Consider the following 21,344-nt stretch of genomic DNA (forward strand, 5'->3'; position numbering starts at 1 on the left):
AGAAGCTGAATGATTACCCAAAGTTAGCCTCTCCGTTCCATGAAGACCAGGAGATCAGCAGGCGCTCTGGCCCTGGGAGTGGAGGCACCTCTACGACAGGGAGCGGCAGGCGTCGGTGGTCGTGGTGTCAGTTGGGGAGGGTGAGGGGGTTGACTAGGTCGGCGTAGATCAGCAGGCCCGCCATGACCATCATCGCCAGCGCCATCGCGTACGTCAGGGGCAGCACCTTCGCGATGTCCACGTATGCGGGCTTCGGCCGCCGCATGACCTTGGCGTAGGCCCGCTTGAGACCCTCCCACAGCCCGCCCGCGATGTGCCCGCCGTCGAGCGGCAGCAGCGGGATCAGGTTGAACAGGCCGATCGCCAGGTTGAAGCCGCCCAGCAGGCTGACGAAGGTGGCGAGCTTCTCCTGGTCCGGCAGGTCGGAGGCGAGGATCTCGCCGCCCAGGCGGCCCGCGCCGACCACGCCCACCGGGCCCTCCGGGTCGCGTTCCTCGCCGGAGAAGGCCGCGTGCCAGACGCCGGCCATCTTCTCCGGCAGGTTGAGGAACGAACCCGCCACTCTGGCCGTCAGCTCACCCATGTAGCCGGCCACCTGGCCGACGCTCTGCCGCTCGCGCACCATGGCCGGGCGCACGCCGAGGTAGCCGGCGTTCCTGTCGATCTTCTCGGGGTCGTCGAGTCCGGGCCGGTCCTGGCCGATGAGCGTGACGTCGAACGTCATCGCCCGGCCGTCGCGGACGACGCCGAGCTCGACCGGGCCGGGACCGTGGGAGCGGACCAGGCGCAGGGCGTCGTCCCAGGAGCCGATCGCGGCGCCGTCGAAGGAGACCAGGCGGTCGCCCGGCTTGAGGCCCGCCTGCGCGGCCGGGGTGGGCCGGTCGCCGGGACGGCAGTCGGTGCGCTGCTCGGAGCTGGGGATCACGCACGTCTGAGTGTCGGGTGCGACGATCGGGGCCTCGGTGGGCAGGCCGATGCCGACCAGCAGGATGCCGAAGAAGACGAACGCGAGCACGAAGTTCATCGCCGGGCCGCCGGCCATGATGATGACCTTCTGCCACCACTTCTTGCGGTAGAAGACGCGGTCCTCGTCACTTGACGCCGTACTCGGTCTCGCCCCTGCGCCGGGACCAGGCGGTCGGGCCGAATCCGACCATGTACTGGGTCACCTTGACGCCGAAGAGCTTCGCGGGCACCAGGTGGCCGAGCTCGTGCAGCGCGATGGATGCCATCAGCCCCAGCAGGAAGACGATGATCCCTGCGACGTAGAGCCAGTTCATCGGGATGCTCCAGAGCAGAAGGACACGGGGCCGAACGGCCTCAGACTAGTCGGTGCGCAGAGCTGGATGATCAGCCTCCGTCGTGCCGCTCGTTCAGACGGGCACTTCGAAGATGAGCTCGCGGCCGTCCACCTCGTCCCACTGCTCTCCGACCTCGACGAAGCCGAATCCGGCGATCGTGGCCAGGGACGCGGTGTTGTCGGGGCTGATCGTCACCCGCGCGGTCCTGACCCGGGGCTCGGCCGCGGCCCGGCGCAGCAGCGCGGTCAGCATCGCCCGGGCGTATCCCTGGCGGCGGTGGGCGGGAGCCACCGAATAGCCCATCTCCACCATGCCCGACTCGTCCGGCGGGCCGTGGAAGCCGGCATATCCCACCACGACGCCCTCGGGCTCGGCCACCACGGCTCGGGTGAGCCACCCCGCGCTGCCCGGGTCGGAGGCCAGCTGATTGAGCCGGTACCGCCAGACCCACTTCGCCCGATCGGTGAGGAAGTAGTCCGTGAGCCGCACCCCCATCTCCTCGCTGGCCCGGGCCAGGTCGTCGTCGAGCAGGGCGGTCATGGCGGGGCCGGTCAGCTCGGCCAATCGCACCGACTTCGATCCGGCAGGGGCCGAGGACGGGTGTCCGGAGGTGTCTGTCACAGGGACAGATGATCGCGGAGCGCTCGTGGCCGTGTCCAACGGGTTTCGCGGTGCCCGGTGTCCGGCCCGGTGCGCCTACGATGAGGATCATGCATCGGGACAGTTACTCCGCCGCCGTGCCGTTCTATGACCTTTTCCACCTCGACGGCCACGTGCCTGGCGTGCGCGAGTCGCTGCCCGCCGTGCTGAAGGGGATCGAGCGCGGCGTGCTGGAGATCGGCGCGGGCACCGGGCTGATCACCGACCTGATCGCCCGCGAGACGCCGGGCGAGATCTACGCGCTCGAACCCTCGCTCGGCATGCGCTCCGTGCTGCTCTCCCGGCTGGCCGCCGACCCGGCCCTGCGGCGGCGCGTGACCGTGCTGCCCTGCGGGGCGCTGGACGTACGGGTGGACGAGCCGGTCGAGCTGATCGTGATGATCTCGGTGTTGCAGAGCTTCCCGGCGGGGGAGCGGGCCGCGCTGTGGCGGGTGCTGGCGGGGCAGCTCGAACCGGGCGGGCGGCTGGTGTTCAACTGGCGGGAGCGGTCCGCGCCGGCGCCGGGGGAGCTGGAGGTCCTGGCGTCGTACGAGGTGGGCCGGCACGCGTACGAGATCGCCGCCCAGGTGCTCGCCACGGACGGCGAGACGGTCACCTCGCGTTTCGTCTACCGGATCAAGCACCGTGGCGCCGTGCTCAGCGAGGACGAGGTGGTGAGCGAGAACCACTGGCCGCCCGCGGAGCGGCTGGCTGCCGAGCTGGGGACGGCCGGCTTCGTCCGGGACGACGGGCCGGAGGGGCTGCAGGTGTGGAGGCTGGCGAACCACCACGAATCGCTCTCCGGCTGAGCTCATCCACGGTCGCCCTGCCCGGCCTCGGCCCGGTCGATGACCTCGCGCAGGGCGTCCGGCCGGGGCATGCCCTCGATCCTGACGTCCTCGACGAGGATCGTGGGAACGGCCTGGATGCGGTGGGCCGCGGCCTCGGCCAGCGCCGCCCGGTGGTCCTGGGCGTGCCGGCCGCTTTCGAGCGCGGCCCGGTAGTCGGCGGCGGGGAGGCCGAGTTCGGCGGCGAGCCGCTCCAGGACGTCCAGGTCGCCGATGTCGAGCCCGTCCTCGAAGAAGGCGCGCAGCAGGCGGTCCTGGTAGGCGTCGGCGAGGTCGTGCCGCTTGGCGAACTGGTAGCCCTCGAAGGCCAGGCGGGTGTACGGCTGGGGTGAGACGTCCGGCAGGCGGATGGTGACGCCCATGCGGGCGGCCATCGGGTAGACCACGCGTGACCAGGTGCCGCGCAGGTAGTCGCCTTCCGGGCGGAGTGTGGGGGTGGGCTCGGGCCGCAGCTCGAACGGCATCCATTCGACGGTGACGTCGCGGCCGGCGGTGGCCTCGGCGAGCGGCTGCTTGGCCAGCAGGCAGAAGGGGCAGACATAGTCGGACCAGACCTTGATGTGCACGGTCATGCGATGCTCCTGTTCAGGCGGGTGAGCCAGGCGTCGAACGGCTCCTGGGCGCTGTCGACGGGCAGGTGCAGCGGGGACAGCCGCCACCGTTCGACGGGGACGGCGAACAGGTCGTACGAGGAGGCGTAGTCGAATCCGGCGGCCGCGGCGGCGTGCCGGTCGGCGGCGAAGACGATCCGGCCGATGCCGGACCACAGGGCGGTCACGTAGCACAGCGGGCAGGGCTCGCCCGAGGCGAGCAGGGTGGCTCCGGCGAGGGCGTGGGGGCCGTGGTCGCGGGCCGCCGCGCGCAGGGCGACGATCTCGGCGTGGGCGGTGGGGTCGCGGTGGGCCCGGACCCGGTTCACCCCCGTTCCGAGCACGGTTCCGCGGGCGTCGGTGACGAGGCCGGCGAACGGGATGCCGCCGGCTTCGACCTCGGCGGTGGCCAGGGCGACGGTCCGGGTCAGGCGGTCGGTGAGCCAGGCGGGCTCGGCGTGGTTCGTCATGGCGGGGTCAGATCCCGGCGGCGATCTTGAGCAGGGCGACGCCGCCGATGATCGCGGCGAAGGAGACGACCTTGGCCGGGGTGATCTTCTCCTTGTAGATGAGGGCGCCGAGGATGACCGTGCCGATGGAGCCGACGCCGGTCCAGATGGTGTAGCCGACGCCGACGTCGAGGGTCTTGAGGGCCAGGCTGAGGGTGAAGATGCCGCCGGCGGCCGACAGCAGGGTGAAGACCGACGGCCACAGGCGGGTGAAGCCCTTGGTGGCGTTGGTGCCGAGGGCGAAGCCGATCTCGAAGACGATCGCGATGGACAGGTAGATCCAGGCCATGATGAAGCTCCTTGAGGTTGAGAGGTGAGTCAGGCGGGGGACGGGTCGATGGCCGCCAGGTGGTGGAGGGCCCAGGGACGAGGTGGCCGGCAGGTGGTGGACGGCCCAGGGACGAGGTGGCCGGCAGGTGGTGGACGGCCCTGGGGGCGAGGTGGCGGTCGTCAGGCCGTCGACGGCTCGGTCGAGGGCTTGGCGGTCGTCAGCCGGTCGGCGATCTTGAGGCCCAGCACGCCGCCGATGATCAGGACGAAGGCCAGGGCCTTCCAGAGGGTCATCTCCTCGTCGAAGATCAGGGTGCCGAGGACGACGGTGCCGACCGAGCCGATGCCGGTCCAGATGGTGTAGCCGACGCCGACGTCCAGGGTCTTCAGCGCCAGGCTGAGGAAGAAGATCCCGGCGCCCGCGGCGGCGGCCGTGAGCAGCGAGGGCCCCAGCCGGGTGAACCCTTCGGTGGCGTTGGTGGCCAGGGCGAAGACGACTTCGAAGACGGCTGCGATGAGCAGGTAGATCCAGGCCATGGGAACACTCCTATATGTATGTACGTGCAAATGTCTGCGGCGACAAGACAGATGTTGCATGTACATGTATTCTTCTGTCAAGCCGGTTCCGAGAACGAAGAGGTTCCCATGGCCCGTACCGCATCCGCGCCGCCCGCCACCGACAGCGCCGCCACCGACAGCGCCGCCGCCACTGACGTTCCCGCCGCTGATGTCGCCGCCACCTGGCAGCGCATCCTCCTGCTGCACTCCCACGTGGAGGGCAAACTCGCCACCGCGCTGCAGCGCAGGCACGGCATCGGCCTGTCGGAGTTCCGCGCGCTCGGCCATCTCGCCGCCTCACCCACCAGCGAGCTGCGCATGCAGGAGCTGGCCGACAAGGTCGGGCTCAACCAGAGCTCGGTGACCCGCCTGGTGGCACGGCTGAACGCGGCCGACTTCGCCTACCGCGACCTGTGCCCGGACGACAAGCGCGGCGTCTACACGGTCATCACCGAGACCGGCCGGGCCAGGCACGCCGAGGCGAGCCGTACCTATGAGGAGACCCTGCGGGCCGCGCTGAAGGAAGCGGGACAGACCGACCCGCAACTGGCCGCCGCGCTGACGGCGCTCGGCGCCGCGACCGCCGGTGACGCGTAAGCCGCCCCGACCGGGAGGGGACCGTCACCGCCGCCCGGGTCCGCGCGCGAGAGCGCGGACCCGGGCAGCGGTCCTGTCAACGCAGCGGGGCGATGGGGCCGTCGGGCGTGATCCGGCGGGCGGCGAGCATCTGCTCCACGTGGCCGGCCACCTCCTGATCGGTCAGCCGGCGGAAGCCGTCGGCGTCGACCACCGCCAGAATGGGCCAGATCTTCCTGGTCACGTCGGGCCCGCCGGTCGCCGAGTCGTCGTCGGCCGCGTCGTAGAGCGCCTGGATCAGCGTCATCGCCATGTCGTCGGCCGACGCGCCGTCGCGGTAGAGCTTCTTCAGCGACCCGCGTGCGAAGATCGAGCCCGACCCGATCGCGTCGAACCTCTCCCGCTCGTACGGCCCGCCCGCCACGTCGTAGCTGAAGATGCGCCCTTCGTCCCGGTCCGGGTCGTACGCGGCGAACAGCGGCACCACCATCAGCCCCTGCATCGCCATCGCGAGATTGCCACGGATCATGGTGGCCAGCCGGTTGGCCTTGCCCGCCACCGACAGCGCGCGGCCCTCCATCTTCTCGTAGTGCTCCAGCTCCACCCGGTACAGCCGGGCCATCTCGATGCCCATGCTGGCCGTGCCCGCGATGCCCACGGCCGAGTAGTCGTCGGCCCGGAACACCTTCTGCATGTCACGCTGGGAAATGACGTTGCCCGACGTCGCCCGCCGGTCGCCCGCCATGATCACGCCCCCGGCGAAGGTGGCGGCCACGATCGTCGTGGCGTGCGGAACCTGGTCGCCGATCGGGGTGGCCAGCACCGTGTCACGCCGTGGCAGCACGTCAGGCGCGTACGAGCTGACGAACTCCGTGAACGAGGAATTCCCGGTGTTCTGGAAGAGGTGCTTCTCCAAGCCGGCGGGCAGATCCCTGTGCGATGCCACGTGATTCCCTCCAATGGGCCGGTGATCCTGGGGCGAGCCTACGCATGCCGGGCCGCCGCGCGCACTTCCCCGATCAGTTCGCGAGGACCGGCAGCGGCCGCCGGCACGGCGAGCGGGGCGGGGTCGTAGGATCGGTGGCCGATCGTCGATCGAGGGAGAGACCGGGGGCGCGCGTGACCGGTTCACTGGCGGAGGCCGACTGGGAGGCGCATCGTGCCGCGGTCTTCGGCGCCGCCTACCGGATCCTCGGCACGGTGGCCGAGGCGGAGGACGTGACGCAGGAGGTCTGGCTGTCGGCCTCGGCGGCCGACCTGTCCGGGGTGCGGGACCTGCGGGCCTGGCTGGTCACCGTGGCGGCCCGCACGTCGTACAACGTGCTGAAGTCGGCGCGGGTGCGGCGCGAGTCCTACGTCGGGCCCTGGCTGCCCGAGCCGCTGCTGACCGGGCCCGACGCCGCCGCCGAGGTGCTCATCGACGAGTCGGTCGGCACCGCGATGCTCGTCGTCATGGAGCGGCTGAGCCCCGCCGAGCGGGTGGCGCTGGTGCTGCACGACGTCTTCGGGCTCCCGTTCGCCCGGATCGCCGAGGTGCTGAACAGCACGCCGGTCGCGGTCCGCAAGCTCGCCTCACGCGCGCGGGCGCGGGTGGCGAGCTCGCGGACGGCGGGGGAGCGGCCCCGCGCGTCCAGGGCCGAGACCGAGCGCGTGCTCAGGGCGTTCAAGGCGGCGGCCGGCGCGGGGGACATCGCCGGGCTCGTCGCGCTGCTCGACTCCGAGGCCGTCTATGTCGCCGACGGCGGCGGCAAGGCGACCGCCGCGCGCCGGCCGCTCCGGGGCGCGGAGCGGATCGCCCTGCTGCTGGTCCGCCAGGTCGAGCTCAGACGCCCCGAGGCGGTCCGGATCATCGAGGTGAACGGCGCTCCGGCGCTGGCCACCTACGACGGCGGCGAGCTGGTCTGGCTCGACACGGTGGAGGTCGCCGGCGGGCGGATCACGGTGTTCAGGCGCCTGGTCAACCCCGACAAGCTCGCCCACCTCGCCCACCCCGGTCACATCTGACCCCGCCGTCTTGTCTCCCTGCCGACCTCCCCGATCCCCCGGGGAGCGAGGCTGAGAGAGGAATGAACGATGGCTCACGTTGTGATCGTCGGAGGTGGTTTCGCGGGCGTGTGGAGCGCGGCGGGAGCGGCGCTGGCCCGCGGGAAGGCGGACCTGCGCATCACGCTCATCGCGCCCGGCGAGCACCTGGTGCTGCGGCCCCGCCTGTACGAGCCGGAGCCGGACCTGGCCAAGGTCGAGCTGGGCAGGATCCTCGGGCCCATCGGCGTCGAGCACCTGCGCGCCCGGGTGGGCACGATCGACACCGCGCGCCGGGTGGTGGTGGCCGGCGGCACGGAGGTCGGCTACGACCGGCTGGTGCTGGCGACGGGCAGCGAACTTGTCAGGCCGCGCGACCTGCCCGGCGCCGATCGCCTCTTCGACATCGACACCCTGGAAGGGGCCCGGCGGCTCACCGAGCACCTGCGCGGCCGGGAGGGCTTCCGCGCCGTGGTCGTCGGCGCCGGGTTCACCGGCCTGGAAGCGGCGACCGCGCTGGCCGCCAGGGGCCGGGTGCTGCTGGTGGACCGGGCGGAGGCGGTCGGCGAGCAGCTCGGCCCCGGCCCGCGCCCGGAGATCGAGGCGGCGCTGGACGCGCTCGGCGTTGAACGCCGCCTCGGCACCACGCTGACGGAGGTCGGCGACGGATACGCCGCGCTCTCCGACGGCACCAAGGCCGAGGCGGACGCGGTGGTCTGGACCGTGGGGATGCGGGCCAGCGAGCTGACCCGGCAGATCTCCGGCCGGCTCGACCACCTCGGCCGGCTGCCGGTGGACCGGTGGCTGCGCGCGACCCCCGAGGTGTACGCCGCCGGGGACACGGCCGCGGCGGCGTTCGACGCCGAGCACACGGTCATGCAGGCCTGCCAGCACGCCACCCCGCTGGGCAAGGTGGCCGGGTACAACGCCGCCGCCGACCTGCTCGGCCTGCCGCCGCGCGACTTCACCCCCGGCCCGTACGTCACCTGCCTCGACCTGGGCGGCGCCGGCGCGATCTTCACCCGTGGCTGGGACCGTGAGGTGATGGCCTCGGGAGCCGACGGCGCGAGCATCAAGAAGCACATCAACCAGCGGATCCACCCGCCGGTCGACGACGCCGAGCGGATCCTCGCCGCCGCCGACCACGTCCGCCTCGAACTGCCCTTCTTCCCCCGGAAGGAGCCAGCCGCCACCGCGTGACGCCGCGCCGACCGGGAGCTCGGCGCCGTGGCCGCGCTCCCCGGCCATCCGTCACCCGGACCCTCGCGTGCTACTGCTCGCCCGGGGCGCCCCTCGCGGGGAGGACCCGCCCGCCGTCCGGCAGGGTGGCCGGCGGGTCCACCGCGAACTGGGGGCCGGGCAGGCCCACCCCGGCCTGCGGGTCCACCGTGAACCCGAGGCCGGGCAGGCCCAGCCATTCCAGCCGGGCCGAGGCGGCCCGCGCCCGCTCCTCCAGCACCAGCCGGGCCTTGTACACGCTCAGCAGGAGGGCCTGCAGCGAGTCGACGCCGAAGGCCGCGCCGGTGACCTCCTCACCCAGGCCCCGGATGCGGTGGGGACAGCGCCAGTCGCCGTGCTCGCTCAGCTCGTCGGGGCGCGGCCGGCCGAACCTGACCGTCACCGGGGTGCGCGTCCCGTCCGCCGCCACGGCCTCCAGCCGCCGCTCGGCCACGACCTCGCCGATCTCACCCGTCATGTCCATGCCTCCAGTCTGCGGGCCGCGGCCGTCAGGGAGGCGCGATCGGCCGCTCACCGTCCTCCGGCGCCGAGCGGACCTATGACGACCGGCTCAGCTCCCGGCGGCCGTCGTGCTCCCGCCCCAGCGGCGCCAGCCGCTCGTGGAACCCGCCGTCCGGCGACCGGGTGATGATCCCGGTCTCCACCCCGTGCTCGGCCACCTCGCGGTCCGACTGCTGGAGCGCCAGGCAGATCCACCGGGTGACGACGAAGGCGACGACGGGCGCGATGACCACGGCGTACCTGAAGAAGATCGTCACGGCGTTGACGGTGAGCTGGAACTGGTGGGCGATCTGGTCGTTGGCCGCGGCCGCCCACAGCAGGCCGTAGAACGTGATGCCGGCGGCGGCGATGGCGGTCTTCACGGGCGTGTCGCGCGGCCGGTCGAGCAGCTCGCGCGCGGTGGTCTCGCGGGCGGTGCGGCGCGCGCTCCTGGGACGGCCCAGCGCGTCGCGGCGACCGCGCCGCGCCAGCACGAAGCGCTCGGCCACCGGGTACGCGGCCAGCGCGGTGAAGAAGACCCCGGGCACCACCACCGTGGGCACGAGGACCGCGAGGCTGAGCGTGTAGTCCCCGAGGGTGAGCTCCCACCCGGGCATGATCCGCAGGGCGCCGTCGAGGAAGCCCATGTACCAGTCGGGCACCGAGCCCGCCGAGATCTGCGTCGGCTTGGCCGGGCCGTACAGCCAGATCGGGGCGATCTGGAAGCCGAACCCGAGGATGATCAGCGTGCCGATCGTCGCGCCCGCCATCAGCGGCCGGGCCCGCCGCCGCGTCGGCAGCGAGGCGACGAACCGCGAGTGATCGTTCCGCCGCACCAGCAGCTCGCGCCCGATCAGCAGCACGGCCACGACGGCCGAGAGCAGCAGGTGCCCGGCGTACAGGACCGGAATGATCGTGTCACCGGGAAAGCCCGAGCCGAACAGCAGCGACGTCAGCCACGCGCCCACCACCGGGATGGACTGCACCACCGACAGGATCAGCCACAGGCTCCCGCCCGACAGCATGTCGTCGGGCAGGGCGTTGCCGGTCTCGCCCGCGAACATGCCCAGTGCCAGCAGCGCCACCCAGATCAGCCACTGCCGGGTGCGCGGGCGGCGGAACGCGCCGGTGAGGAACATGCGCAGCAGCTGCAGCACGACGGCCGCGACGAAGATGAGCGCCGCCCAGTGGTGCATCTGGCGGATGAGCAGCCCGCCGCGCACCTCCAGGCTCAGGCGCATGGTCGAGTCGTACGCCTCGCTGACGAGAAGCCCCCGCAGCGGGCCGTAGGACCCGTCGTAGGTCACCTGCGCCATGCCGGGGTCGTAGAACAGCATGAGCATCGCCCCGGTCACCAGCAGGACGACGAACGACCAGACGGCGATCTCGGCGAACATGAACGACCAGTGGGAGAACTGGAACGAGCGGCGTATGGCCGGCAAGGTACGCATCTGAGGCCCCCTAACCTTTCTGAACTCAAGACGCGTACGGGCCGGCGGGTGTGACATCGGCGAGGGCTTTCCCGACCGTGAAACGCGTCACTACGGGGGCGGGCCCGCGCGGGAGAGGCCCTTCACTACCTGCTCGTCAGAGCCAGGCGCACGGCCAACCCGATGAGCACGGTGCCCGAGACGTACTCCAGCCACCGCCGCACCGCCGCTCTCGCGAGAAGCCGCCGGGCCGCCCAGACCAGGCGGACGATCCCCAGGTACCACACCAGGTCGATGACCGCCGACCCCAGCGCGAGCAGCAGCAACGTCGGCAGCGGCGGCGCCCCGTCCGGCACGAACTGGGGCAGGAAGGAGAGCGCGAACACGCCGGCCTTCGGGTTCGCCAGATTGGTCAGCAGCCCCATCCGGTAGCAGCCCCACAGGGAAGCCCCGCCCGGCACGGCAGGGACTTCTCCGGAAGGACCGGCCGTGGAGCGGGCCTGCCAGAGCGTCCTGGCGCCGATCCAGACCAGCACCACGGCGCCGGCGATCCGCATGACGTCGAAGGCCAGTTGCGAGGCCAGCAGCAGCGCGGAGAGCCCGAGGGCCGCGGCCAGGCACCACAACAACCAGCCCGTCTCGTTGCCCAGGACCGTCACCGCCCCGGCGGCCCGCCCGGAGCGGATCGACTGGCGCAGGATGACCACGGTGGTGGGCCCCGGCGCCATGGAGACCAGCAGGGACGCGACCGCGAACGCGACCAGCTCGCTCGTCATCGGCACCCCCAGCCGTCACGGCCGCCGTCGGCCTGATCGGTGGCCGCGTTCACTCAGTCAAGCGGACGCCCCGGTGCCCGTCCAGACCCGCCGCCGTCCAGACCCGCCGCCGTCCAGGCCCTGTGCCCGTCCAGGCCCGCCGCCGTCCGCGCCCGCCGCCGGCCCGGAGCTCCGCGGCCACCGCGCGCAGGTGCTCGATCATCGCGGTGGCGGCGGGCAGCCGGTGCGCCTGGGCCGGCGTGGCGGTCATCACGGTCCTGGTCAGCGCCGGCTCGCTGAGCGGGCGTACGACGAGGTCGGGAGCGGTCGCGGGAAGGGTGAGGAAGGGCGCGAGCGCCACCCCCAGCCCCGCCGCGACCAGCCCTCTGACCGTCATCTGGTCGTCGGTCCTGAACGCGATCACCGGCTCGAACCCCGCCTGCCGGCACGCCTGGGGCAGGACGTCGACCGTGGACCCCCGGTGCACCCCCTGGATCCACCGCTCCCCGGCCAGCTCGGCCAGCCGGACCCGGGCCCGCCCGGCCAGCCGGTGCCCCGGCGGCAGCGCGATGTGCAGCGGATCGACGAGCAGCGGGCGCACCTCGACGTTCGCGGGGCGCACCAGGGGCACGGCGGGGAACTCGTACACCAGCGCCAGGTCCAGCTCGTGCGCGGCGACGGCGGCCACCGCCTCGTCGCGGTCGGCCTCGACCAGCTCCACCGAGACGCCCGGCCGCTCGCGCAGGAAGGAGCGCACGGCCATGGGCATGAGCGTGGCGTTGGCCGTCGTGTACGACCCGAACCGCAACCGCCCGCCCTCCCCGGCGCAGATCGCGGCCAGCGTGCTCTCGGCGGCGCGCAGCTCCGTCAGGATCCGCTCGGTGTGGTCGAGCAGCGCCCGGCCGGCCTCGGTCAGCCGCACGCCCCGGGCGTGCCGTTCGAACAGCCGCGCCCCGGCCTCCCTCTCCAGCACGGAGATCTGCTGCGAGAGCGCCGAGGTGGTGTACGACAGCGCGGCGGCGGCCCGGGTCAGCGACCCGTGGCGGGCCACCTCCCGCAGCACGCGGAGCCTGGCCAGGTCCAGCATACGAAGACGCTAAACCCTTCGTTAAGAAGCTGTCGATTGTGCTTAACGGACGAGGGCGCTCATCCTGGCGGCATGCGATTCGGAACCCCTTACGCCGAGGTCTACGCCGAAAGCGCGTTCGTGCCGGAGCAGGAGTCCAGGCTCAGCGTCCTGGCCAACGCGGTCTCGTACGGCACGGGCACCTTCGAAGGCATCAGGGCCTGCTGGAACCCGGATCACCAGGAGCTCTACCTGCTGGAGGCGCGGGCCCACTACGAGCGGATGGCCCGCTCGGCCCGCATCCTCGGGCTGGAGCTGCCGTACGATCCGGAGCACCTGGCCCGCCTCACCGCCGAGCTGCTGCGCCGCAACGGCGTGCGCGCCGACGCGTACGTACGCCCTCTCCTGCTGCAGGCCGGCGAGCAACTGGCCGTCCGGATGCACGACTCCGGCGCCCGCCTGTACCTGGCCGCCACGCCCATGCCGGGCGACTACATCGACCGGCGCGGCGTGCGCTGCATGGTGAGCGCCTGGCGCAGAACCGCCGACGCCGCGCTGCCCAACCGCGCCAAGGTGATCGGCGGCTACGTCGGCCCCGCCCTGGCCAAAACGGAGGCGGTACGCAACGGCTTCGACGAGGCCATCCTGCTGACCGGCGACGGCTACGTGGCCGAGGCGACCACCTCGAACATCCTGATCAGAACCGGCGACCGCTGGGCCACCCCGCCCGCCACGGACGACATCCTCGCCGGCATCACGCGCGGGCAGGTCATGCACCTCCTGCACGAGCTCACCGGGGCCGTGGTGGAGGAGCGGCGCGTGCACCGCTCGGAACTCTACGCCTGCGACGAGGCCCTGCTGTGCGGCACGGCCGTGCTGGTCGCCCCGATCGTGGAGGTGGACTGCCGGCGCGTCGGCGACGGACGGCCGGGGGAGGCCACACTCGCCGTCCAGCACCTGCTGCAGGCAATCAGCCACCGCGAAACCCCTGACCACCCCGCCTGGACCACCCCCGTGTACGCAGCAGCCTGACACTGCCCACCCTGAAGGGCCCCGCACCCGTGAATGGACCTGTCCGGCGCTGACCATCTCGACCGCACCTGTCTACGGAGCGGTCTGGTGCTGACCTGATCACCCTGACTGGGCTGCACCCGTGTACAGACCTGTCTGGTTCTGACCATCCCGCCTGGACCACAACCGTCTACGGACGCGCCTGGTGCCGACCACCCCGAACGACCGCACCCTCCTACGAACCTGCCTCGGCCACCTCGAACGACCGCACCTTTACGGACCTGCCTCGGCCACCTCGAACGGACCACAACCATCTATGGAGCCGCACGATGCTGACCACCCTGAACGCCATCCCGCCCACCCGCATCTGGAAAGACGTCCTGGCCCGCGTCATTCAGGGCGAGCAGCTCACCCTGGCCGTCGTCGAGCTCCCGCCGGGCGGCCTGGTCCCCGAACACCGCCACGCCAACGAGCAGCTCGGCCTGTGCCTCCAGGGCACGCTCACCTTCCGCGTCGGCCAGGAAACCCGCGACCTCGGCCCCGGCGGCACCTGGCGCATCCTCGCGAACGTCCCCCACGAGGTCCAGGCGGGTCCGGAAGGCGCCGTCGTGGTGGAGGCCTTCGCCCCACCCCGAGACGACTGGGCCACCCTCGATCAGGCACCCCCAACCACACCCCACTGGCCCTCGGACCGCTGAACCCCGCTCCCCGCTCCGATCGCGGACCTTCCCCATGACGCGGACGAGAACCGATCGGACGCCACCGACCCGGCCACCCGGAACCGCATCCGCAACGCCCAGCCGCTGGCACCGATCATCTGGTACACCGAACCAGCCACCCTGATTGACCCAGGAGCGCTCGTGAGAAACGGCAGGTCGGATGGTTAGAGCTCCACAATTGCCGCGCCCCGGACCAGGTACAAACTTGCGGCACCCGCTTTAGGAGAGCGGAGGCTACTCAGCCTGTTCGGATGCTGTGAGCTGTGCAAAGGTCCTCCGCGCCGCGTGGACTACTTAAGATCATCCCGCGCATGTCCCCATCCCGCATGCGAGAGCACCACGTCCGTCGATGTAACGCGTCAGCCGGTGCCGGGGCACGCAGGAGGGCGCAAGGCCGCCAGCTCGCGCAATGGAGCAGCGCGCTGGTGCGCGACGGGCAGCAGGGCTGGCGGCCGCACCACAACATGTTTTCGCCTGCGTGCGCGCCGGTCGGAGGTCTTCGATCCGCCCTACCTGCTGGGCTGCTTGTCGCAGCCGTACGCACTCGACTGGGTGCGCAACCGCTCGGTCTCGGCGGGAGCGCCCTCCATCAGCGCCGCTCGTTCGGGGAACTACCGGTGGTGCTGCCCCCGATGGCTGTACAGCGGCGCGTCGCCGCTCTGCTCCACGACCTCAATCTGCAGATCTCACTCCACCGGCAGTTGGTCACGGATGCCACGGACGCCCGCACCCTGCTGACCGAGGGCCTCATGAGCGGCGCGCTCACGCTCGACGCGGCACGAACCCATCTTTAGGAAGGAAACTCCACATGGACACGCAACCTCCTGCCGGCCCGGGTGCCGCCCGGTCCCTGTGTCTGGCCGTCGCCGGGCTCTTCTCCCTGATGATCGCCCTGGTCGCGGGCATACTGAAGAGCCAGACCGGAGCGGAGCTCGCCGAATCGGCGCTGGTGAGCGGCGGCGCGTTCGCCGCAGCGATGGCCCTGTGCCTGGCGGTCTTGACCGCGGCGCAGGGACCGGTTACCGACCACAGTGACCGTTACCAGATGGGATCGTCGATGATGACGGCCGGTCTCGGTGCGTGCGGCCAGTTAATATCCATGCGCACGCCGCTGCCGATGTCGACCGCGGCCATAAGCGCGGCAAGACCGAAGCGGATGTTAGCTTCCTTGCATACATCCAGAACGAATGAAAGGTCTTCATCCACGGGGTCGTCCGCGATCGGCCGGTCGCCGTGCGGGATTTGCCACCACATCAATCGGATCTCGCCGTCGACGGCATATGTAAGTTGATGCTTATAGAGTATGGATGTAATGCTCCATACTCGTTCGCCCTCCTCACTGAGCTCCCGCAGGACAGGGGGCTCATCGACCCCGCCGTCGTGGTTTTGGAAGAGGAAATATCCTTCCTTCTGCCTGTCCACTGACACCACCGATCTGGGAATGAAAAGGTCTGTGCCTGACGCGACGTCGACCTCTTCCTCGATACCGGCTTCGGCTGATCGCGACAGCCTCGCGCCGATCTCCTCTATGGATGGAGGCAGGGCACCGGTCCGAACCACCGTCCAGTGGAATCCAGTCTGCATCCATACGTGCTCGTCCAACAGTCGTTCGTAGTGGTTGATTACCTGCTGGGGCATGACCATATCCTCGCATAGTTTCGCGGCTGGCCGGCCTGCTTCAGAGATTCTTTATGCAGGTACCCGGCCGTGGCATATGCGGGTCGTACCGAGCTCCTCCCTTTTCCTCGGCGCAGATATGCGCGATATCAGCAAACACGGAAGGAGAGTCGTCGATAATCTGCAAGGCCGGCCTTGGACGGTCAGGGGCGTAGCACTGATTGCGACTGAGATAAAAGAGCGCTTTTTGGACAGCCGATTGAATGTGATCTTTGCCCATGAGCCTTGCCCTGCGCCAAGTCAGATTGACAGATACGCGATGCAGCATAGAACCCAGGTCCGACAATTTATCTGCCTACGCGCCTGCCGGCATGTGCGCATGGGCGGTGCTGGCCGCGACCGGCCGGAGAGCCGCAGCGCGGCCAGCGACCGCCCGACGCTTGGCAGGCCGCCCCAGGCGGGCTGCCCTTGAAGACGTAGAGAAAGGTCTCATCCAGCGGCCGCGCAAGTCGGCCGCTGGCTGGCTTGTCGCGGGTGTCCTACTTCGGGACATGCAGGTCAGCGCTTTACTGGCAGGTTGAAGGGCTGCGTCGTAGCCTGGAGACGTCACCTTCCGAGAGGCGGGCTGTGGACGACCAGGCAAGCGCTCCTGGCGCATCAGTGCGCACCATTGGCCAGCGTATTCAGTATCTGCGTGAGCGTCGGGGGATGACTCGTGAGGTGCTGGCCGGCCTGGTCGGGAAGTCCGAGAGCTGGCTGAAGGCGGTTGAGCATGGTCGCCGTCAGCAGAATCCCCGGCTGCCGATCCTGCTGCAGCTCGCCGAGGCTCTACGCGTTCGTGACCTGCGTGAGCTGACCGGTGATCAGTCCTTGCCGGTTCGGATGTTCACCGGTTCCGGCCATCCGGCGCTGAGCGCAGTGCGGGAGGCGGTGAACGCCGTACCGATCCAACCGAGTGGCACCGTGCAGCCGCTCACGACGCTGCGGGCGCGGCTCGATGCCGCGTGGCGGGTCAGGCATGCCTCTCCCGATCACCGCACCGCGCTCGGAGAGCTGTTGCCGGATCTGATTCGCGATGCCCAGCTCGCCGCGGGGTTGTGCCGGGGGGAGCAGCGGCGGGCGGCGCAGGCGCTCCTGGCGGAGGTTTACGGCTTGACGCAGATGTTCGTGGCCTATCAGCCTGCCTCTGACCTGTTGTGGCGGGTGGCTGATCGGGCGTTGATCGCCGCGCGGGAGTCGGAGGATCCGCTGGCCCTGTCGTGCGCGGTGTGGTTCCTGGCCCAGGCGCACCGTGAGGCCGCCGACTTCGACGCCGCCCACGAGATCAACAGACAGGGGATGGCGGCCATCGAGCCGTACATGGACGATCCGAGCACGGAACTGCTCGCCATGTGGGGGGCGCTGTCGTTCGAGCTGGCGTTCACCGCGGCACGGACCGGCGACATCGGCGAGGCGTGGCGGCACTGGGACGAGGCGGCGCAGGTCGCGGAGCGGCTGCCCGTCGGTTACTACCAGCCGTGGACGTCGTTCTCGCAGGTCATCATGAAACCGCACGCGGTCACGGTCGCTGTCGAGCTTCGTCAAGGCGGGGAGTCGGCGCGGCAGAGCGATCACGCCGAGTCCGTGCCCATTCCGTCCCGACCGAGGCGTGCCCGCCATCTGGTCGAGGTGGCGCGTGCCCACTTGCTGCAGCGGGACCACATGGCGGTGCTGGGGACGCTGCAGCTCGCGTACCAGGCGGCGCCGGAAACCGTCCGCTACAACGGCTATGCGCGCAGGATGATCCTCGATCTGCATGAAACGGGGCCGGCGCCCGTGCGGTCGCCGGCGCGGGAACTCGCCGGCCAGATCGGTCTGATGCTCTGACGCGAGCGAGGGGGGTACAGAGCGTATCTCCTCGCTTACGTTCAGCCTTCTACGTTCGTCGTATGTCACCTGGACAGATTCCACGCGAGCCCTATGACGTCGACATCCTCCGTGCGGCGTTCCCGGACTGGTCGCTGTTCCGCAGCGATGCGGGCGTCTTCTACGCGACCCGGCGGGGCGTCCGGCTTCGGGGCGCCGACATCGACAAGGGGCTGTGCCAGACGGTGAGCGCGGACGACGCGCAGGCGTTCGTGTCGATGCTGGAGGAACAGTCCCGGATGGTGGTGAGTACGTGAGCCGCCCGCCCTCGCACTTCGACCACCACGACCTCCATCGCCTCATCCGCATGCGCCGCCGAGGGCATCTCACGGGGGAGCGCGCGTCACGAAGGACGGTGAGTCTCTGTGGACGATGACTTCGACTACCACGGTACGCACCCCGCCGCCCCTGATCCGGACGCGGTGCCCGTGAGGTGGACGCCGGTCCTGCGGCACCCGGATCGAGCGCGCATCCGCGATTACACCTGCGAATGCCTGCCCGTGGTCTTCGAGGACTGCCGGGCCGGCGGGCAGGGGTTCATCCGGCGCTACGACCGGTCCGTCGTTCCCTGGGCCGTCGCCGACAGCCCGCGCATCAACGTCAGCGCGGCCGAGACGCTGTGGCGACAGCTCATCGACGGCAAGGCGAGGTGAGGACACCTCGGACTGCGCCGTCCGCACACCCGGTGCGGCTTATCGTAGGGCTGCACGTATGACCGTTTCCGCAGCGGCTGCGAGGCCGTACATGACCAACGCGGGTGCTCCCTTGCGACCGAGCCGGAATGCACTGCGAGGGTTGGTCATGCCGCTTCTGGGACGCAGTCATGAAGCCGGCCGTAGCGTTCGCGGGCGATCCGGAGCAGGGCAGTGAAGTCCTTGACCGGGTCCCGCCCCTGCGCCACCTGTGAAACGTCCATGCCCATCCAGGGCCGGTTATCGTCGCAGCGGAACAGCATGAACGCGACGTACGGCTTCGTCCTGGGGCTGTTCCCCGTGTACGCGATCAACCCCCTTCCCAGGTCTGCCGGTAGTTCCGAAAGTTGTTTTCGTCCGAAGTTCGCGCGGGCGCGATCAAGCGCTCCTTCACCGTCACGGATGGACCAGTTGAGTGAGAAGCGGTTGTACTCGTTCCGCAGCGAGCAGGCGCCATGCGTGGTGGGAACGCCGTCCTTGTTCTCGTCCAGCGGTATGGCGAGACCACTGATCGTCCGTATGGCCTCCTGCGGGATGACGTCGCACCAGTAAGGGCTGGAGTCGGTCACCGGTTGCGGCGCGGCGGTCGTCTTGGTCGGTGGTGGGCTGCTCTGCTGGACGCAGCCGGCGTTGACCGTCAGTATGAAGAGGGCGGCGAGGGCGGTGGCCGTGGCGCGCGTGACCATGTCAGTACCGCTCGATGCCGAGGTTGCTGTGGACGTCGAACAGAGCGCTGTTGTCCATGGCCTCCTTGGCGGTCTGTGTGCTGCTCTCGACCTTGGTGTGCCAACGCGCCCAATCGAGAAACTCGTCGAAGGTCTTCCGATCGGCCAGGATCTCGTCGATCGGTTTGAGCTCAGGCGGATCGCTGTCCGTGACGAACGACCTGCCCTTGGCGTCTTCGAGCGAGCTGCGGCTCCAACGACCGAACGCGATCCTGGTGCCGAAGATCATCTTTTGCGTCATCCACATGGCCATTTCGCGGTCGTTGGCCGCCTCCCGCAGGGCTGAGTCCATGGACAGGCCCTCTCTTAGCAGCCGGTCGGCCAGGAAGGCCGAGAGCTTCTCGAACGCCATCGGCGTGAGCTTCTCGTGTGCTTTGTCACCCCAGGCGCCGAACCGTGTGGCGATCTTGCCCACGGGTCCGGTCAGCTCGCCGAGCACGCCTCCAACCAGGCTCTTCATCTCCGCTTTGGCCTGCTCGTCAGTCTTGGCCTGCGATAGCAGGGCCAGTCGTCGAGTTTCGAGCAGGTGTCCCATAAAACGGGCTTCGGGGATCAACACCTCGTTGAGGCTCTCTCCACCGTCCCGCCGGTAGGACTCCTGGATCTTCGCAAGGATCCTCTGCGCCTCTGCTCCCAAGAGCGCTTTGGTAGCCCCCTCGTCACGGCCGGCGAAGAGCAGCAGCCGATCCATCTCGGCACGGTCCATGCCTTTCAGCGCGGGCGCCTCGTCATCGAAGACGCCGAAGACCATGTCGATGTGGGCGGCCATGATCCTGCCCATCGGGCCGCTGAGGAAGGACAGCCGATCCAGCTTCTTCTGATCGCGGACTTCGAGTTTGCCGTCCGAGCCTCGTCCGAATACGCCGTCGAGCTCCTTCTTGAGGATGATCAGGGCGTTGTTGGCGTACTTGAGCGACTCCTTGTCCTTGCCGCTGAGGGCCTTTTGCAGCAGCCCGGCGAACGGGCCCTGGTTGCGTGTGTTGTTGAAGCCGCCGAGCCGGTCGGTGAGCAGGTGCTCCATGACGGACTTCTTCCAGCCCTTCGGGGTGTGGAAGAGCAACGCCTGCGCCGCCGGCAGCGAATACTTCCCGGCCTGCGAGAGGTCGTCGATGACGCTGGCCTTGATCGGCTCTCCTGGCTGTCCCATGCGTGGCCCGCCGGGTTGCATGGAATCGCTAATGCCGAGCACCGTGGCCAGATCCATGCTGTTGGCGTACGGGGTACGGGAATCCGACAGCTCCTTTTGATGCACGATCACGTCCCGGCCCACGACCTCCATGAACCGTTTCGAAAAGGGCGGCTTGCCCTCGCTGGCCCGCCAGATGAGCGCCTGAGCCTGGTAACCGACGTAGGTCACTTCAAGCGCCTTGTGCTCCGCCCGCCCCTCCTTCACGAGCTGGTCCAGGTACGCCTGCCCCATGTAGGCCTCATCGTCGGGATCGGTGCCTTTCGCCAGCGCCGTGGACAGCAGTTTCATCACCTGCTTGATCTGCTCCATCTGCTGCGGATCACGTTGCGACATGACGTTGGCCCGCACCTGCAGCCCCAGCGCAGCCGGTAGCTCAGTGATGTCCTTGGCGCCCAGCTTGGCCAGGAACGCTTTCACGAACTCCGGGTCCTTGGTCTTGTCGGCGTACCCTCGCAGCTTGGCCAGCGCCGCCTTGTCCCCGCGGCCGGCGGCGGCCACCGCATTCGCGGCCAGCGTGCCATCCAGCAGCCCTTGCGCGGCTGCCACTGAGTCAGGGACGGCGATCATGGTTCCGTTCGGCGTGACATCGCGGTAAACAACCTTCATGCGTTCCATCTCCTGGATGATGCGCTGGCGCCGCCGCAGATCGTCGACCTCCGCACTGACCTCCTTGGCCATGGCACGGATGCGCAAGGCCGGTTCGGTGCTCAGCCCTGCTGCGGTCAGCTCGCCGTGCAATGTCGCGGCCAGATCCTCCAGTTGCAGCGCCGCAGTGGCGTGGCGGGCGACCAGGGTGTCGAACTCGGGTTGCTTGACTCCGCTGTAGCTCATCGCATGCTCGCCAGTTCGTCCTTGGCGGCCGCGACGGCTCTGGCCAGCATCGCGCGTAGGTCACGCTGACGATTGTGCAGGTTCTGCTCGAAGCGGCTCCCGCTCTCACCCACCCAGGCCCGGGCAGCCATCAAGCTGCAGGAAGGGTGCAGCGTCCACCAGTTGTCATCAGATAACTTCTGGATGCGTTCTGCTGCCGCCTGCATCGCCTCGCGATCAAGACCAGGCATCCCGGATCTCCTCGTACGGCTCTCACGGCCCCCCAACGACGATAGCCCGAATCGAGTCGATTGTTAGCGAAGCCAACCTATTTGACATTTCCCAGGGAAACGATTGAGCTGAGCCGCGGGCTCTGTGCGTACATCCGCGAGG

Annotated in this window: 26 protein-coding genes; 10 read left to right on the forward strand and 16 right to left on the reverse strand. The window is 69.8% G+C overall.

Going from position 1 to position 21,344, the window contains the following annotated elements:
* Window positions 1-127: 127 nt before the first annotated feature.
* The 3 genes from IO39_RS39795 to IO39_RS39800 all read right to left on the reverse strand — a co-directional run bounded on the left by IO39_RS39795 (window position 128) and on the right by IO39_RS39800 (window position 1,871).
* Window positions 128-1,042, reverse strand: a complete 915-nt coding sequence (locus IO39_RS39795) for a site-2 protease family protein (protein ID WP_342671473.1) — start codon at window positions 1,040-1,042, stop codon at window positions 128-130.
* A 49-nt stretch (window positions 1,043-1,091) separates the two neighbouring features.
* Complete coding sequence (locus tag IO39_RS59500) at window positions 1,092-1,280, reverse strand: site-2 protease family protein (protein ID WP_342671474.1); 189 nt, start codon at window positions 1,278-1,280, stop codon at window positions 1,092-1,094.
* Window positions 1,281-1,373: 93 nt separating this feature from the next.
* Complete coding sequence (locus IO39_RS39800; RefSeq protein WP_052423968.1) at window positions 1,374-1,871, reverse strand: GNAT family N-acetyltransferase; 498 nt, start codon at window positions 1,869-1,871, stop codon at window positions 1,374-1,376.
* Between the two features lie 140 nt (window positions 1,872-2,011).
* Here IO39_RS39800 and IO39_RS39805 point away from each other — a divergent pair, with 140 nt between their 5' ends.
* Window positions 2,012-2,749 (forward strand): class I SAM-dependent methyltransferase, encoded by a 738-nt coding sequence (locus tag IO39_RS39805; protein WP_043635438.1) that lies wholly within the window; start codon window positions 2,012-2,014, stop codon window positions 2,747-2,749.
* Between the two features lie 2 nt (window positions 2,750-2,751).
* Here the strand turns inward: IO39_RS39805 and IO39_RS39810 are convergent, their stop codons facing one another.
* From IO39_RS39810 to IO39_RS39825, 4 genes are all read right to left on the reverse strand, one after another.
* Window positions 2,752-3,360: a DsbA family oxidoreductase gene (locus IO39_RS39810; RefSeq protein WP_043635440.1), complete on the reverse strand. Its 609-nt coding sequence runs from the start codon at window positions 3,358-3,360 to the stop codon at window positions 2,752-2,754.
* Complete coding sequence (locus IO39_RS39815) at window positions 3,357-3,848, reverse strand: nucleoside deaminase (protein WP_052423969.1); 492 nt, start codon at window positions 3,846-3,848, stop codon at window positions 3,357-3,359. The genes IO39_RS39810 and IO39_RS39815 overlap by 4 nt, the downstream gene beginning before the upstream one ends.
* A gap of 7 nt (window positions 3,849-3,855) precedes the next feature.
* Entirely contained in the window at window positions 3,856-4,176 is a 321-nt protein-coding gene (locus tag IO39_RS39820; protein WP_043635441.1) for a DMT family transporter, read from the reverse strand.
* 161 nt (window positions 4,177-4,337) lie between these two features.
* A complete protein-coding gene (locus IO39_RS39825; protein WP_043635443.1) occupies window positions 4,338-4,694 on the reverse strand; it encodes a DMT family transporter in 357 nt (118 codons plus the stop codon).
* 108 nt (window positions 4,695-4,802) lie between these two features.
* Between IO39_RS39825 and IO39_RS39830 the strand changes: the two genes are divergently transcribed.
* Window positions 4,803-5,312, forward strand: coding sequence for a MarR family winged helix-turn-helix transcriptional regulator (locus tag IO39_RS39830; RefSeq protein ID WP_084774315.1), 510 nt, complete (start codon window positions 4,803-4,805; stop codon window positions 5,310-5,312).
* Window positions 5,313-5,388: 76 nt separating this feature from the next.
* Here the strand turns inward: IO39_RS39830 and prcB are convergent, their stop codons facing one another.
* Entirely contained in the window at window positions 5,389-6,237 is an 849-nt protein-coding gene (prcB, locus tag IO39_RS39835; RefSeq protein WP_052423970.1) for a proteasome subunit beta, read from the reverse strand.
* Window positions 6,238-6,410: 173 nt separating this feature from the next.
* Here prcB and sigJ point away from each other — a divergent pair, with 173 nt between their 5' ends.
* Both sigJ and IO39_RS39845 read left to right on the forward strand, forming a co-directional pair.
* Window positions 6,411-7,295 carry an RNA polymerase sigma factor SigJ gene (gene sigJ / locus IO39_RS39840; protein ID WP_043635450.1) on the forward strand — a complete coding sequence of 295 codons (885 nt, stop codon included), beginning with the start codon at window positions 6,411-6,413 and terminating at the stop codon, window positions 7,293-7,295.
* Between the two features lie 69 nt (window positions 7,296-7,364).
* Complete coding sequence (locus IO39_RS39845; RefSeq protein WP_043635453.1) at window positions 7,365-8,513, forward strand: NAD(P)/FAD-dependent oxidoreductase; 1,149 nt, start codon at window positions 7,365-7,367, stop codon at window positions 8,511-8,513.
* A 70-nt stretch (window positions 8,514-8,583) separates the two neighbouring features.
* On the opposite strand, the gene IO39_RS39850 is transcribed toward IO39_RS39845, so the two are convergent.
* The 4 genes from IO39_RS39850 to IO39_RS39865 all read right to left on the reverse strand — a co-directional run bounded on the left by IO39_RS39850 (window position 8,584) and on the right by IO39_RS39865 (window position 12,304).
* Window positions 8,584-9,015: a DUF6968 family protein gene (locus tag IO39_RS39850; RefSeq protein WP_043635456.1), complete on the reverse strand. Its 432-nt coding sequence runs from the start codon at window positions 9,013-9,015 to the stop codon at window positions 8,584-8,586.
* A 73-nt stretch (window positions 9,016-9,088) separates the two neighbouring features.
* Window positions 9,089-10,483, reverse strand: a complete 1,395-nt coding sequence (locus IO39_RS39855; protein ID WP_169789201.1) for a cytochrome b — start codon at window positions 10,481-10,483, stop codon at window positions 9,089-9,091.
* 125 nt (window positions 10,484-10,608) lie between these two features.
* Entirely contained in the window at window positions 10,609-11,238 is a 630-nt protein-coding gene (locus tag IO39_RS39860) for a LysE family translocator (protein WP_043635460.1), read from the reverse strand.
* A 49-nt stretch (window positions 11,239-11,287) separates the two neighbouring features.
* Window positions 11,288-12,304, reverse strand: coding sequence for a LysR family transcriptional regulator (locus tag IO39_RS39865; RefSeq protein WP_052423972.1), 1,017 nt, complete (start codon window positions 12,302-12,304; stop codon window positions 11,288-11,290).
* Between the two features lie 72 nt (window positions 12,305-12,376).
* Between IO39_RS39865 and ilvE the strand changes: the two genes are divergently transcribed.
* From ilvE to IO39_RS55350, 3 genes are all read left to right on the forward strand, one after another.
* Window positions 12,377-13,315 (forward strand): branched-chain-amino-acid transaminase, encoded by a 939-nt coding sequence (gene ilvE / locus IO39_RS39870; RefSeq protein ID WP_043635461.1) that lies wholly within the window; start codon window positions 12,377-12,379, stop codon window positions 13,313-13,315.
* A gap of 308 nt (window positions 13,316-13,623) precedes the next feature.
* Window positions 13,624-13,992, forward strand: a complete 369-nt coding sequence (locus IO39_RS39875) for a cupin domain-containing protein (RefSeq protein WP_052423973.1) — start codon at window positions 13,624-13,626, stop codon at window positions 13,990-13,992.
* A gap of 638 nt (window positions 13,993-14,630) precedes the next feature.
* Window positions 14,631-14,807 (forward strand): restriction endonuclease subunit S domain-containing protein, encoded by a 177-nt coding sequence (locus IO39_RS55350; protein ID WP_157549587.1) that lies wholly within the window; start codon window positions 14,631-14,633, stop codon window positions 14,805-14,807.
* A gap of 244 nt (window positions 14,808-15,051) precedes the next feature.
* Here IO39_RS55350 and IO39_RS39880 read toward each other — a convergent pair whose 3' ends face one another.
* Window positions 15,052-15,651 carry a hypothetical protein gene (locus IO39_RS39880; RefSeq protein ID WP_157549589.1) on the reverse strand — a complete coding sequence of 200 codons (600 nt, stop codon included), beginning with the start codon at window positions 15,649-15,651 and terminating at the stop codon, window positions 15,052-15,054.
* Window positions 15,652-16,290: 639 nt separating this feature from the next.
* Here IO39_RS39880 and IO39_RS39885 point away from each other — a divergent pair.
* The 3 genes from IO39_RS39885 (at window position 16,291) to IO39_RS39895 (ending at window position 18,188) form a co-directional block, all read left to right on the forward strand.
* Window positions 16,291-17,496: a helix-turn-helix domain-containing protein gene (locus IO39_RS39885; RefSeq protein ID WP_043635467.1), complete on the forward strand. Its 1,206-nt coding sequence runs from the start codon at window positions 16,291-16,293 to the stop codon at window positions 17,494-17,496.
* A gap of 62 nt (window positions 17,497-17,558) precedes the next feature.
* A complete protein-coding gene (locus IO39_RS39890) occupies window positions 17,559-17,792 on the forward strand; it encodes a hypothetical protein (RefSeq protein WP_043635470.1) in 234 nt (77 codons plus the stop codon).
* 108 nt (window positions 17,793-17,900) lie between these two features.
* Window positions 17,901-18,188 (forward strand): hypothetical protein, encoded by a 288-nt coding sequence (locus IO39_RS39895; protein ID WP_052423975.1) that lies wholly within the window; start codon window positions 17,901-17,903, stop codon window positions 18,186-18,188.
* A gap of 146 nt (window positions 18,189-18,334) precedes the next feature.
* Here IO39_RS39895 and IO39_RS39900 read toward each other — a convergent pair whose 3' ends face one another.
* The 3 genes from IO39_RS39900 to IO39_RS39910 are packed head-to-tail and all read right to left on the reverse strand — an operon-like array spanning window position 18,335 to window position 21,202.
* On the reverse strand, window positions 18,335-18,913 hold the full coding sequence (locus IO39_RS39900) for a hypothetical protein (protein ID WP_043635473.1): 579 nt from the start codon (window positions 18,911-18,913) through the stop codon (window positions 18,335-18,337).
* Between the two features lies 1 nt (window position 18,914).
* Window positions 18,915-20,972, reverse strand: coding sequence for a hypothetical protein (locus IO39_RS39905; RefSeq protein ID WP_043635477.1), 2,058 nt, complete (start codon window positions 20,970-20,972; stop codon window positions 18,915-18,917).
* A complete protein-coding gene (locus IO39_RS39910; RefSeq protein ID WP_043635480.1) occupies window positions 20,969-21,202 on the reverse strand; it encodes a hypothetical protein in 234 nt (77 codons plus the stop codon). The genes IO39_RS39905 and IO39_RS39910 overlap by 4 nt, the downstream gene beginning before the upstream one ends.
* Window positions 21,203-21,344 lie beyond the last annotated feature (142 nt).

It is taken from the genome of Nonomuraea candida (assembly GCF_000725485.1).
GTDB classification, from domain to species: domain Bacteria; phylum Actinomycetota; class Actinomycetes; order Streptosporangiales; family Streptosporangiaceae; genus Nonomuraea; species Nonomuraea candida.